This window comes from Microvirga ossetica, from assembly GCF_002741015.1.
Classification (GTDB): domain Bacteria; phylum Pseudomonadota; class Alphaproteobacteria; order Rhizobiales; family Beijerinckiaceae; genus Microvirga; species Microvirga ossetica.
On sequence record NZ_CP016616.1, the window covers coordinates 2,232,178 to 2,245,491 of the forward strand.

Consider the following 13,314-nt stretch of genomic DNA (forward strand, 5'->3'; position numbering starts at 1 on the left):
CGCTCCCTTGAAATCGCCTCCGCAATCATGACGTATAGGATGATCACGTTACCGGCGGATTTTTAACGATTTCAGATGGCTTCCACGCATCATCACCACGGCCTCGAGGACCTGAACGAGACCCAGAAGCGGGTCCACCGGATCCTGTGCTCGGCGCAGAATCCGCTCTCGGCCTATGAGGTGCTCGACAAGATGCGGGGCAAGGGCGCTGTGACGCCGCCCACGGTATATCGCTCCCTTGACAAGCTGATCGAGAAGGGCCTCGCCCACCGGCTCGAGAGCCTGAACGCCTATGTGGCCTGCAAGCACCCCCACCAGGAGCACGACATGGCCGCCTTCGCCATCTGCGAGAGTTGCGGCCTCGTGCGGGAATTCACGGATCCGCATATCAGCGAGCGGCTGTCCCATTGGGGCGACGACAATGCCTTTCATGCCAAGAAGGTGACCGTCGAGATCAGGGGCCTTTGCGACCTCTGCACCAAGCAGGCTTAGGCCCCGGAACCTTTCGCCAATTTGATACGTTACTACGTATTATAATCGCGCAAGCTGGGCCCTTCTTTGCCGGAACGCTCTCTTCCCTTTCGGAATATGCACAGCTGCAAGCACCTGCCGCAACGATAGCACATTGTCAGCGACACATTTTACCTATATGAATGTATAGGTTCCGTAATAACAGGAGTGCGGCTCATGAGCACCAAAGCCCTCAGGAAAGAAGAAGAGGAAAACCTCCTCCGTCGTGCAGACGATCTGTGCCGGCAGAACAATCTCAGGCTCACGCCGATTCGCGAGCGCGTCTATCGCGAGCTGGTCCAGAGCGGCGGTCCCGTCGGGGCCTACGATCTGGTCGACCGCCTGAGCAGCGAGAAGAAGCGCCTGGCTCCGGTGACGATCTACCGCGCGCTCGACTTCCTGCGCGATGCAGGCCTCGTCCACCGTCTGGCGACCCAGAACTCCTACGTCATCTCCCACGGCCAGCCGGACGTGAACGCGATGAAGATCATGTTCGTCGATTCGAAGACGGGCGAGACCATCGAAGTTCATTCGACCGAGGTCGCGGAAGCCGTGCGCAAGGCCGCCGAGCAGGCCGGCTTCCGGTCCGTGTCGCCGTTCATGGAAGTCGAGGGCGAGATCGCCCACTAGAGCATTTTTCGGCGAAGTGGATCCGGTTCGCCGTCAAAAATGCGGCACATCAAGGAACAGAGATGATTCCACGCAAGTGGAAACAGCTCTGACTTCAGAGCAGAAAGGCAGAGTCGGTTTTTAGATCCTGCCTTTCGAGACCAAAACTTAAAAGGCCGGGCATTGCCCGGCCTCTTCTTTTTCTTGGCGCATCTGATCGGCCCCAAAACGGGAGCCACTTTTCACGTCCGGTGCTTTACTCCGCCGCCAGGGCCTGACGGTGAGGATGCTTCTCCTCGGCGCGGCTTGCGCGCACGGTTTCCTTCGAGATGAAGGTGTAGAACATCGGCACCACGAAGAGCGTGAAGACCGTGCCGATCGACATGCCCGACGCGATCACGAGGCCCATGGAGAAGCGTGCCGCGGCACCTGCGCCGCTGGCATAGAGCAGAGGCGCCACGCCGAGCACCATGGCGGCGGTGGTCATGAGGATCGGGCGAAGACGGACGCGCGCCGCTTCCTCGATCGCCTCGCGCTTGCTGACCCCGTGCTTCTCCTTCTGCTCGTTGGCGAACTCCACCATCAGGATGCCGTGCTTGGTGATCAGTCCCACCAGGGTGATCAAGCCGACCTGCGTGTAGATGTTGAGAGTCGCCAGACCGAGATTCAGGAAGATCATGGCGCCGAACATGGAGAGCGGCACCGACATCATGATGATGAACGGATCGCGGAAGCTCTCGAACTGCGCCGCCAGCACCAGATAGATCACGATGACCGCAAGGCCGAAGGCGAGGAAGATCGAGCTTCCTTCCTGGATCTCCAGGCGCGACTGGCCGGAATAATCCTCGTAGAAGCCCTGAGGCATGACCTCCTTGCCGATCGCGCGCAGGGTCGCCAGGCCTTCCGACGTGGTCACGCCGGGCAGCGGCAGCGCCGAGACGGTCGCCGAGTTGAGCTGGTTGAACTGCTCGATGACCGCCGGTGCCGCATCCGTCTTGATGCTCACGAGCGCGGAGAGCGGAACCATGGAGCCGTCGGAGGCCCGGACATAGTACTCGGCCAAGCGCTCCGGATTCAGGCGGTCTTGCTGCCGGACCTGGCTCACCACATCGTAGCTCCGGCTGTCGCGGTCAAACTTCGAGATCGGCGCGCCGCCGACGAGAGCGCCGAGCGTGGTGCCGATCTCCGAGACCGGCACGCCGAGAGCGGCGGCCCGGTCGCGATCCACGGTGATGCGGGCCCGCGGCGTCTCGTAGGAGATCGAGTTCTGAACGACGATGAACTTGCCGGACTTCATCGCGCGCTGGCGAATCTGCTCGGCCACTTCATAGGCCTGGGACGAATCGCCGATGGTGCGCAGCACGTACTGGATCGGCAGGCCGTCGCCGCCACCGGGCAGAGACGGCGGCGCGAAGGCGAAGGCCTGCACGCCGGCATTCTCGTTCAGGAGGTTCTGGATCTCCTGCTTGGTCGCGGCCCCTTTCTTCTCGCGCTCGCTCCACTCCTTCAGCTTGAAGCCGAAGAAGCCGCCGCCACCACCGTCGATGCCGACGATCAGGAAGCTGTCGTCGATCTCGGGGATCTTCTCGCCCGCATTGGTGAACTGCTTGGAGAAGAGCTGCGTGTAATCGGCGGTCGCGTATTTCGGCGTGTTGAGGATGCCGAGATAGGCGCCCTGATCCTCTTCCGGCGCGAGCTCGGAGGACGTCTTGGTGAACAGGAACACCGTGGTGCCGAGGAGAACGGCGACGATGACGAGCGTCACGCCGCGGTAATCCAGCGAACCCTTGAGGCGCCTTCCATACCAGTTCTCGAGCCGCGTGAAGGTGCGGTCCACGAAGGCGGCGAACCGGCCTTGAGCGCCATGAGGCTTCAGCAGCTTCGACGACATCATCGGCGAGAGCGTGATCGCGACGATACCGGAGATGATCACCGAGCCTGCGAGCGTGAAGGCGAACTCCCTGAAGAGCGAGCCGGTCAAGCCCGTCGTGAAGCCGATCGGCGCATAGACGGCCGCGAGCGTGATGGTCATGGAGACGATCGGAAGGAAGATTTCCTTCATGCCCACGATGGCCGCATCGACAGGCTTCAAACCCTCCTCGATGTGACGGTGGATGTTCTCCAGCACCACGATGGCGTCGTCGACCACGAGACCGATGGCGAGCACCATCGCCAGCAGGGTCAGGAGGTTGATCGAGTAGCCGAGCGCATACAGGAAGAAGCACACGCCGATGAGCGAGAGCGGGATCGTCACGATGGGGATCAGCACCGAGCGGAAGGAGCCCAGGAACAGCAGGATCACGACCACGACGATGAGCGCCGCTTCGCCGATGGTCTTGAACACTTCCTCGATGGAAGCCGAGATGAAGTTCGAAGCGTCGTAGACGATCTCCACGTTCATGCCCTTGGGCAGAGTCGGACGGATCGCATCGATCTCCTTCGTGACCTCGGCGGCGGTGGTCAGCGGATTGGCGGACGGCGTCGGCGTGATGCCGATGAAGGTGCCCTGGCTACCGTTGAAGCTGACGATGGTGTCGGTGCTCTCGGGGCCAAGCTCCACATCCGCCACGTCGCGCAGGCGCACGAGCTGATCGCCCTCGGACCGGATCGGCAGCATGCCGAAGGTCTCCGGCGTCTGCAGCGTGGTCTGCATGTCGAGCCTGTAGGCCACGTATTCGCTCTGCGTCTTGCCGGGAGCTGCGAGGAAGTTGTTGGCGTTGATCGCCTGGACGACGTCGCCTGCCGTGACGCCGCGGGCGGCGAGGCGCACCGGGTCGAGCCACACGCGCATGGAAAAATCGCGCCCGCCGAGGATCTCGGCATTGCCGACGCCGTCGAGCGTGGCGAAGCGCGGCTGCACCACGCGGGTGAGGAATTCGGAGACCTGCTCCGGATTCATCTCCGTGCTGCCGAAGGTGATGTACATGAGGGCGAAGCTCTGGCCCGTGCCCTTCATGATCACCGGATCCTCGGCCTCCGAGGGAAGCTGCGCGCGCACCTGCTGCACCTTCGCGGTGACTTCGGTGAGCGCCGCATTCGGATCGGTGTTCAGGCGCATGCGCACGGAGACCGTGCTGATGCCGAGGCGGCTCTGCGTCGTGACGTAATCCACGCCTTCCGCACTCGAGACGGACTTGGCGATGGGCGTGCTGATGAAGCCCTGGATCAGGTCGGCGCTTGCGCCCGTATAGGTCGTCGTGATCGTGATCGTGGTTTCCTCGACCTCGGGATACTGACGCACCTGGAGGTTCATCAGACCCTGCGCACCGAGCAGCAGGATCAGGAGGCTCACCACCATCGACAAGACGGGGCGGCGGATGAAAAGTTCAGTAAAACTCATGGCTGATGCCTATTGCCCGCTCGCGAGCTTCGACGTGTCGAGCTTCGTCACATCGATGGAATTGTCGATCTTGACGGTCGCACCGGATTGCAGCTTGTTCTGCCCGGAAGCGACCACCTGCTGACCCGCGTTCACGCCGGAGACGATCTCGAGAGCGCCGCCACGACGACGGCCGGTCTTCACGAAGACCTGCTTGGCGACCTGGATCGCCTTGCCGTCACGCTGCTCCTCGTCGATCGTGTAGACGTAATCGCCGTAGAGGCTGGCGATCACCGCCGTCTGCGGCACGGTCATGACGTTGGGCTGCTCCGGCAGGACCGCCTCCACATGGAGGAACTGACCCGGAAGGATCGCCCCGTCCTTGTTGTTTTCGACGATGGCCTGGACTGCGACGAGCCGTGTCTTCGGATCGACGCGCGGATCCTTGCCGGTGACGTGTCCCTTGAAGGGGAGATTGCCCTCGGTCGTGCCGACGCGGACTTCCTGGCCGAGCTTGATCTCGCTCGCGCGCTGCTCCGGCACCGTGAAGTCAACCTTCATGGACGAGAGGTCCTGGAAGCTCGCAATGACGGTTCCCGGCTGGAGATACTGGCCCACATCGATGCGCGGAATGCCGATGACGCCGGAGAACGGCGCCTTGAGAGCCTTCTGCTCGATGGTCGCCTGAATGCGGGCGAGACGGGAGCGGGCTGCGGCGAGCAGAGCGCTCGCCTGATCGAGGTTGGCCTCCGTGCCGTAGCCGCGGGTCGACAGGGTCCGGGCGCGCTCGAAGCTGCTTTCGGCCGTCTTCACGGCCGCCTGCACGTCCTGGACGTCGGCGCGCTCGATCGTGTCGTCGAGCTGCACCAGGACCTCGCCCTGGCGAACCTCCTGGTTGGCCTTGAATTTGATCTCGCTCACGATGCCCGCGATCTCGAAGGCGAGCTCCACGCCGTTGGCGGCCTTGGCCGTGCCGATGGCGCCGATGCTCGGCGTCCATGTCTTCGCCTCGACCTTGGCAGCCGAGATCGTCTGCGGCGGCGGCTGCATGGTCGCGAAGAACTGGGTGATCATCTTGTCGCGGAAAAAGTTGAACCAGATCAGGCCGGCGCACAGCCCGACCGCAAGAAGGAACACGAGACCAACAACAATACGCCGTTTCATAGGCTATTTCCGAGATTCCGAACCCATATCAACGGGTTCTTATACGATAAGGGGGTGCGGCATTAACGCGGCTATCCCTTGACGCCAATACCGTGGAGGCATTTATATACCGTCTGGACGGTTTAGTTGCAAGTGCGCCTGCGCACAAGACAAGAGATGCAGATGCTGTTTCCCAATGCCCGAGGCCGCAAGAGTTCCCGGGAAAAGATCCTCGATGCGGCGGCAGAGCTTGTAGCCGAAATCGGCGCCGGACGGCTGACTCTCGAAGCCGTTGCCGAGAAAGCCGGGCTCAGCAAGGGCGGGCTTCTTTATAACTTTCCGACCAAAGATGCGCTGCTGCAGGCCATGATCCAGCGCATGATCGACCAGGTCACGGCCGAGAAGCAAGCGCTGCGCGAAACCGCTGTGCCGGGGCCGAACCTGGAGGCACGGGTCGTCACCAAGACCCTGCTCAATATCTGCTGCGGCGGCAAGATGCAGGAATTCGCCACCGGCATGATGGTCGCCACGGCCGAGAACCCGCGCCTCCTCGACCCGGTGCGCGAGGTGATCAACACCACCCTCGACCAGCTGAAGACCACCTCGGACGATCTCGACGCGGCCCTGCTCGGCTGGCTCGCGACGGAGGGCCTCAGCAATCTCGAGATGCACAATCTCAGCCCGTTCTCGGAAGCCGATCGCGACCGGATCGTCAGCGCCATCGACCGCCTCGTCGTCAAGGGCATCGCCGAATAGAGCATCGGATTGGCTTGCGCATCGTTAAACGCGGAAAATCGGACCCACTTTTCACTGGCGTGGCCCTTCGGGTCGCTGACGCGGCCCTCTGGGTCCGCACGATGCACTAGCCGCCTGTCTCAGGCCATCCAGGACGGATCGCTCAAAACCTCATTCGTATGCTCCCCGAGGCGCGGCGACGGCCGCTGTGCCGTCATCGGCTGCCCATCCATGACGATGGGCGAGCGGACGGAGGGGATTGCCCCGCCCCTGGCTGCCTCGGAGGGAAGGTCGATCTTCATGCCGCGGGCAATCACCTGCGGATCGGCGAAGACATCCGCCACCGTATTGATCGGTCCTGCCGGGACGCCCTGCTTTTCCAGGGCCGACAGCAGATCCTTGCGGGTGAAAGCCAGCGTCAGCCCGGTCAGCAGCGGCGCGAGCTCGGCCCGGTGCCCGACCCGGCCGGCATTGCTCCTGAAGCGCTCGTCCTGCGCCAGTTCGGGCCGGCCGAGAACGGCCACGAGGCGGCCGAACTGCCCGTCATTGCCCACCGCCACGATCACATGGCCGTCGGCCACCGGAAACACCTGGTAGGGCACGATGTTGGGATGGGCATTGCCCATGCGCCGAGGAGCCTTGCCCGAGGCCAGATAGTTCATGGCCTGGTTGGCGAGCACGCTCGTCTGCACGTCGAGGAGCGCCATGTCGAGATGCGCGCCCTCCCCCGTGGCGTCGCGTTTGCGAAGCGCCGCGAGGATGCCGACGACCGAATAGACCCCGGTGAAGATGTCCACATAGGCTACGCCGATCTTCTGCGGCTCGCCGTCCGGATCGCCGGTCAGGTCCATGATGCCGCCCATGCCCTGGATCATGAAATCGTAGCCGGCGCGGGAGGCGTAGGGCCCGTCCTGGCCGAAGCCCGTGATCGAGCAATAGACGAGGCGCGGGTTGACCTGTTTCAGGCTCGCGTAGTCGAGCCCGTATTTCTTCAGGCCGCCGACCTTGAAGTTCTCGATGACGACGTCCGCATGGGCAGCAAGCTTGCGCACGAGTTCCTGCCCCTCGGGCGTCTCGAAATCGGCGGCGATGGAGCGCTTGCCGCGGTTGCAGGAATGAAAATAGGCAGCGGAGAGATCGCCGCCGTCTTCTGCCTCGACGAAGGGTGGTCCCCAGGCCCGGGTGTCGTCGCCCGCTCCCGGCCGCTCGACCTTCACCACATCGGCGCCGAGATCGGCCAGCAGCTGGCCGACCCAGGGACCGGCGAGGATGCGCGCGAGTTCGAGGACTTTCAGGCCTTCGAGCGGTTTCATAGGGCTCAATCCATCACCGCATCGAGGCCGCGCTTCAACCCGATGAAGGACAGGACGCGACGGGCCGCGAGCAGCGTGCCGGCCACGTAGGGAGCAGCCGATGAACCGGCATCGTGACGGATCACGAGCCGCTCGTTGTCGGCTCCGAACACCGCCTCGCAGGAGAGCACAAAGGACGGCATGCGCAGGGAATGGACCTGCACCGGCTCCCTGGTCCCAAGCGCACCGCCGCGGGTCTCCTGCACGCCGACCAGCTCATGCGGCGGCTTCGACGTTGCGGACTGGCGCACCTCGCTGAGCAGTTCCGCCAGTTCGCGCGCCGTCCCGGAGGGTGTATCGGGCTTTTTCGCGGAGGCGTAGTCGATGACCTCCACATCCGACACATAGCGGGCCGCCTCCAGGGCAAACCGGCGCAGCAGCGTCGCCGTAATCGAAAAGTTGCCGGCAGCGAGCACGCCGCGCTCGGCCTTGAGCGCCTGACGGTCGATCTCCGCATAATCTTCCGCCGAGAGGCCGGACGTGCCGACGATCACGTGGCGGCGATGCGCCAGAGCCGTCAGGGCATGCGCCTTGACGACCCCGGGCTTGGTGTAATCGATCACCACGTCGGAAGGAGCTTTCAGAGCCTCTTCCAAGGTGGCGCTGACCTGAACGCCGAGACGGGGGAGACCAGCCGCCTCGCCCGCATCCTGCCCTGCCGCGCTGCGGCTGACCGCGCCCGCCAGCTTGAGATCGCCCGAGGCGGCGATTGCCGCGACGAGAGCTTTGCCGACCCAACCGGTCGAGCCGACCAAGGTGATCCGAAGTGACATGAGCTACCAGCCTTCTCTCAGAAGAACGCCTGCAGGCCGGTCTGCGCACGGCCCAGGATGAGAGCGTGCACGTCGTGCGTGCCCTCATAGGTGTTCACGGTTTCCAGGTTCTGCGCATGGCGCATGACATGATATTCCTCTTGGATACCATTTCCGCCATGCATATCGCGGGCTTGGCGGGCGATATCGAGCGCCTTGCCGCAATTGTTGCGCTTGACCAGCGAAATCATCTCCGGCGCCACGCGGCCCTCGTCGAACAGACGTCCCACGCGCAGGGACGCGTGAAGGCCGAGAGTGATCTCGGTCATCATGTCGGCGAGCTTCTTCTGCACGAGCTGGGTCGCGGCGAGCGGCCGGTCGAACTGCTTGCGGTCGAGGGTGTATTGCCGCGCCCGGTGCCAGCAATCTTCCGCCGCACCCAGGGAGCCCCAGGAGATGCCGTAGCGCGCGCGGTTGAGGCAGCCGAAGGGTCCCTTCAGGCCGGACACGTTAGGAAGCAGCGCATCCTCGCCGACCTCGACGTCGTCCATGACGATCTCGCCGGTGATCGAGGCCCGAAGCGAGAGCTTGCCGCCGATCTTCGGAGCGGATAGGCCCTTCATGCCCTTGTCGAGCACGAAGCCGCGGATCTGGTTGTCATGCGCCTCGGACTTGGCCCAGACCACGAAGACATCCGCGATGGGCGAGTTCGAGATCCACGTCTTGGAGCCGGAGAGGCGATAGCCGCCGTCGGTCTTCACGGCGCGGGTCTTCATGCCGGCCGGATCGGAGCCGGCATCCGGCTCGGTCAGGCCGAAGCAGCCGACGAATTCGCCGGAGGCGAGCTTGGGCAGATACTTCCGGCGCTGCTCCTCCGAGCCATAGGCGTAGATCGGATACATGACGAGGGAGGATTGCACGCTCATCATGGAGCGGTAGCCGGAATCGACGCGCTCCACCTCGCGCGCCACGAGGCCATAGGCGACGTAGGACGCGCCGGCGCAACCGTATTCCTCCGGCAGGGTCACGCCGAGGAGGCCGAGATCGCCCATCTCGTTGAAGATGGCGCGGTCGGTCTTCTCCTCGCGATAGGCCTCGATCACGCGGGGCAGCAGCTTGTCCTGCGCATAGGCCCGGGCCGTGTCGCGGATCATGCGCTCGTCATCGGTGAGGAGGTCGTCGAGAAGGAGCGGATCCTCCCAGGTGAACTTCGCATATTCCTGAGAACCGGCCATGACGATCATCCTTCCCAAAGAGTGTGGGGTCAGCCGCTCAGGCTAACCAAAGCCATTGAAATTGACCGGCAAAATCGCGCTGGACAGGCCAAATGTAAATCGACATCTTCGCAGCAGGTTATTCTCAACCGGAATGAACGTGTGTTTCGTCGCGGCTTCCTGCCCAATATGGGCAACCTCCTCGCCTTCGAGGCTACCGCCCGCCATGGCAGCGTGTCGAGAGCCGCAGAGGAACTGAACCTGACGCAGAGCGCCGTCTCGCGGCAGATCCAGCAGCTGGAGGAATCCCTCGGCGTCTCCCTGTTCAGCCGATCCCGGCAAAGGGTCGTGCTCACCGATGTGGGGCGCATGTATGCCTCGCAGGTCAGGACCACCCTGTCCGAGCTGTCCGACGCCACCCATCAGGCGATCGCGCTCTCCGGCACGAGCGGCGTCCTGAATCTTGCGACCCTGCCGACCTTCGGCACCCGCTGGCTCATTCCCCGCATTCCCGACTTCTTCGCCCGCCATCCTGGGGCGACGGTGAATTTCGGCGTGCGTCTCGTGCCCTTCGACTTCGCCGCCGAGCCCTTCGATGCCGCCATCCATTTCGGCGAGCCGCATTGGCCCGGCGCGGTGTGCGAATTGCTGCGCACGGAGGAGGCGGTGCCTGTCTGCAGCCCGGCCTACCGGCAGCGGGAGAACCTGCACGCGCCGCAGGACCTGACGCGCGCCACCCTGCTCCAGCAGAGCACCCGACCGACGGCCTGGGCGGAATGGTTCGCCGGCGTCGGAGTGAAGGTGGGCAATCCTCTGCGCGGCCCGCGCTTCGAGCAGTTCGCCATGGTCGCGCAGGCGGCCGCGGCAGGCCTGGGCGCCGCTCTCATCCCGCATTTCCTGATCGCGGACGAGCTGGCCTCCGGCCGCCTGGAGATCCTCTTTCCCAAAAGCCTCGTCAGCGGCGGCGCCTATTATCTCGTCTATCCCGAGCACAAGGCGGAGACGCCGCTCCTGCGCTCCTTCCGCGACTGGATCCTCGCCGAGATCCGTCAGGGATAATCCCGCTTCGGCTTCATGATGCGGAAGCTCAAGGTGAGCGCCACGAGGGCGCAGACGAAGATGGCGCTGACCATCGACAGGGACGTGCCGTTATAGGACAGGCTCACCAGAACGATGATGATGGCACCGGTACCGAGCTGAAGGGTGCCCATGAGCGCCGAAGCCGTTCCGGCGATCGGGCCATGCTCCTCGAGAGCGAGCACCGCCGTCGAGGGAATGACATAGCCGAGGCAGCCGAAGGAGAGAAACAGCAGGCCCCAGAGGACGAAGGCGTTGTCGACCCCGAGGACTGTGAGCACGAACAGCAGGCTCACCAGCATGGCGAAGCCCGAGATCGCGGTCCGCACCACCCGCTCGGCGCCGAAGCGGCGCATGAAGATGCTGTTGAACTGGGCGCTGCCGATGAAGGCGATGGCGTTCGACGCGAAGATCATGCTGTAGGCCGAGGGCGAGAGGCCGAAATGCTCGATGAAGATCACCGAGGAGCCGGCGAGATAGGCAAAGAAGCTCGCCTGGCTGAAACCGCCGATGAAGGCGAGCCCTAGGAAGCGCCTGTCCTTCAGGAGGCGTCCGTAGGTGGCGAAGGCCTGCCCCAGACCCCTGCGTTCTTCGCCCGGCTTATGGGTTTCCGGCAGGAGGAAGACCACGACGGCGAGGCCCGCGAGGCCGATGGCCGCTATCGCCCAGAAGATCACGCGCCAGCTGAAGAACGCGGTCAGCGTGCTTCCGGCCAGCGGCGCGAGGATCGGCGAGACGCTGAAGACGAGCATGGTGGTGGCCATCAGCCGGGCCGCCTCGTGCCCGGTATGCAGATCGCGAATGATGGCGCGCGGAATCACCATGGCGGCGCAGGAGCCGACGCCCTGCAGGAAGCGGAACGCGACCAGGGTTTCGACATTGGGTGCAAAGCTGCAGCCGATCCCCGCAACGACGAACAGCCCCAGGCCGAAATAAAGCGGAGGCTTGCGGCCGAATCGGTCGGACAGCGGCCCGTAGACGATCTGGCAGACGGAGACCGCGAGGAAGAAGCTCATCAGGCTCATCTGCACGGCGCTGACATCAACCTGGAACTCGCGGGCGATGGCTGGGAACGACGGCAGGTACATGTCGATGGCAAAGGGCCCGACGGCGGACAGCATGCCGAGGACGAGCGCGTTGCGCAGAAAGGCGGACTTCATCGGAAACGGCTTTCGTAGCCCCGGCCGGTCGGCCGGGATTGAGAAAACGGCCTGAACGCGGTGCGGATCAGGTCAGGGCATCTGGACGGAAAAGGATGGGGGTCCCCAGGGGGCTAGCGCGCCGAAGGATGTGCATTGCTTGTATGCCCTCTGGCGCTGAGGTCAAGCCTGGCCTACCCTCGAAGCTGGACTATAATCCGCTCTTGGACGTGCGCTTACCTTTCGTTAACCATGAATGGTGATAGCTGATTAACCATCCAGCTGAACGGGACTCATCGCAAAGGAGGTCTTGGCTCCTCTGCGAGGCTTCCTTCTTCGGCTGTCCGGCTGGCCACCAGAGTTTTCAAAGTTCTTCATGATTTCTTCGACGCCCCAGAATCGGATGAGCTTCGGCGCCAGGCCGTCGGACGCTTTCGCCGGTTCCGTCCGTCCATCCTGCCTGGGCGCGGCCGTGAAGGCCGTTCTCGCTACGGCGGTCCTGACCACCCTGTCCGCCTGTGCGGGGCGCTCCGATCTCGGATTTGCCACCCTCATGTCCGAGGTCCCGGCGACGCGGGCGATCATCGTCCCCCCACCCGGCGGCCCCTCCGTCGTCGCCGTCCTGCAGCGCTCGTATCAGGACGGCCTGTCGCAGGAGATCGCGCTCTCGACCGCCTCGCTCACCACCGGGCAGAATGCCTTCTACGTCAGCATGCTCAACAACACACAGGCCAATCCCGAACAGTCGGAGACGCTGTCGCTCCCGTCTCTCTCCCAGGACCGGCTCCTGTCGGAGATGGAAGAGCGGATGCCGGGCGTCGAGATGCAGACATCGCTGGTCTATGTGCAGAACAAGTTCGGGCCTTTCGGCTTCGCGACGGGCCGGTCGTCCAGCGGCGACCTCTGCCTCTATGCATGGCAGCGGATCGAACCGGACGAGCCGGCCGTCTTCCTGCCGGGCGGCTCGGTTTCTGTCCGCCTGCGCCTATGCGATGCGGACGCCACCGTCGAGCAGCTCCTGAGAGTCTTCTACGGCTTCACCATTGCCGCCTACTACCGCCAGGAATCCTGGAATCCCTATGGCGATCCGCCGCCGCCGCCGGCCCAGCTCGGCGAGACGAACGCACCGATGTATCCGCTGGGCCTCGGCAGCGACACGACGACCGTCCGCCGCCGGAGCGTTTCCGGGGAAACCCGCCGCGTCGTTCCGGCAGCGCCAAGGCGCATGATCGACAAGGACTCCGCGACGCCGGCGATCCCCGAGCCCTCCTCGCCGCTGCCGACGGCGCCCGAGAGCGGATACCCCGTCGTGCCGCCTCCTCCGAGCCAGTAATCGTGCCTCATGGGAAAATGTTATTAAGTTGCAATAACATAGCATTTACCCATGTGACATTAGGCCTAAGCTACACTATCGATATATTCATGGATCCTAGACTATTCTTCGATTAAGCATCCCTCCTCCCA

11 protein-coding genes are annotated in these 13,314 nt (G+C 63.8%); 5 read left to right on the forward strand and 6 right to left on the reverse strand.

From position 1 onward, the window contains the following. Positions 1–75 precede the first annotated feature (75 nt). The gene (locus tag BB934_RS10520) at positions 76–492 is read left to right on the forward strand and encodes a Fur family transcriptional regulator (protein ID WP_099509583.1); all 417 of its coding nucleotides are present in this window, start codon (positions 76–78) and stop codon (positions 490–492) included. A 195-nt stretch (positions 493–687) separates the two neighbouring features. Further along, positions 688–1,140, forward strand: a complete 453-nt coding sequence (locus tag BB934_RS10525) for a Fur family transcriptional regulator (RefSeq protein ID WP_099509584.1) — start codon at positions 688–690, stop codon at positions 1,138–1,140. Positions 1,141–1,375: 235 nt separating this feature from the next. On the opposite strand, the gene BB934_RS10530 is transcribed toward BB934_RS10525, so the two are convergent. Both BB934_RS10530 and BB934_RS10535 read right to left on the reverse strand, forming a co-directional pair. Continuing rightward, positions 1,376–4,459: an efflux RND transporter permease subunit gene (locus BB934_RS10530; protein ID WP_099509585.1), complete on the reverse strand. Its 3,084-nt coding sequence runs from the start codon at positions 4,457–4,459 to the stop codon at positions 1,376–1,378. Between the two features lie 9 nt (positions 4,460–4,468). Next, on the reverse strand, positions 4,469–5,602 hold the full coding sequence (locus BB934_RS10535; protein WP_099509586.1) for an efflux RND transporter periplasmic adaptor subunit: 1,134 nt from the start codon (positions 5,600–5,602) through the stop codon (positions 4,469–4,471). 162 nt (positions 5,603–5,764) lie between these two features. On the opposite strand from BB934_RS10535, the gene BB934_RS10540 reads away from it, so the two are divergent. Beyond that, on the forward strand, positions 5,765–6,337 hold the full coding sequence (locus tag BB934_RS10540; RefSeq protein WP_162299153.1) for a TetR/AcrR family transcriptional regulator: 573 nt from the start codon (positions 5,765–5,767) through the stop codon (positions 6,335–6,337). Between the two features lie 119 nt (positions 6,338–6,456). Here the strand turns inward: BB934_RS10540 and BB934_RS10545 are convergent, their stop codons facing one another. The 3 genes from BB934_RS10545 to BB934_RS10555 are packed head-to-tail and all read right to left on the reverse strand — an operon-like array spanning position 6,457 to position 9,655. Continuing rightward, positions 6,457–7,629: a CaiB/BaiF CoA transferase family protein gene (locus BB934_RS10545; protein ID WP_099509588.1), complete on the reverse strand. Its 1,173-nt coding sequence runs from the start codon at positions 7,627–7,629 to the stop codon at positions 6,457–6,459. A 5-nt stretch (positions 7,630–7,634) separates the two neighbouring features. After that, positions 7,635–8,441 (reverse strand): 4-hydroxy-tetrahydrodipicolinate reductase, encoded by an 807-nt coding sequence (gene dapB / locus BB934_RS10550; protein ID WP_099509589.1) that lies wholly within the window; start codon positions 8,439–8,441, stop codon positions 7,635–7,637. A gap of 17 nt (positions 8,442–8,458) precedes the next feature. Further along, positions 8,459–9,655: an acyl-CoA dehydrogenase gene (locus BB934_RS10555; RefSeq protein WP_099512735.1), complete on the reverse strand. Its 1,197-nt coding sequence runs from the start codon at positions 9,653–9,655 to the stop codon at positions 8,459–8,461. Positions 9,656–9,823: 168 nt separating this feature from the next. Here BB934_RS10555 and BB934_RS10560 point away from each other — a divergent pair, with 168 nt between their 5' ends. Then, on the forward strand, positions 9,824–10,693 hold the full coding sequence (locus tag BB934_RS10560; RefSeq protein WP_173909509.1) for a LysR family transcriptional regulator: 870 nt from the start codon (positions 9,824–9,826) through the stop codon (positions 10,691–10,693). On the opposite strand, the gene BB934_RS10565 is transcribed toward BB934_RS10560, so the two are convergent. After that, a complete protein-coding gene (locus BB934_RS10565) occupies positions 10,684–11,871 on the reverse strand; it encodes a multidrug effflux MFS transporter (RefSeq protein ID WP_099509591.1) in 1,188 nt (395 codons plus the stop codon). The two genes, BB934_RS10560 and BB934_RS10565, sit on opposite strands and share 10 nt — an antisense overlap. 382 nt (positions 11,872–12,253) lie before the next feature. Here BB934_RS10565 and bcsN point away from each other — a divergent pair, with 382 nt between their 5' ends. After that, positions 12,254–13,183 carry a cellulose biosynthesis protein BcsN gene (bcsN, locus tag BB934_RS10570; protein ID WP_157934125.1) on the forward strand — a complete coding sequence of 310 codons (930 nt, stop codon included), beginning with the start codon at positions 12,254–12,256 and terminating at the stop codon, positions 13,181–13,183. Positions 13,184–13,314 lie beyond the last annotated feature (131 nt).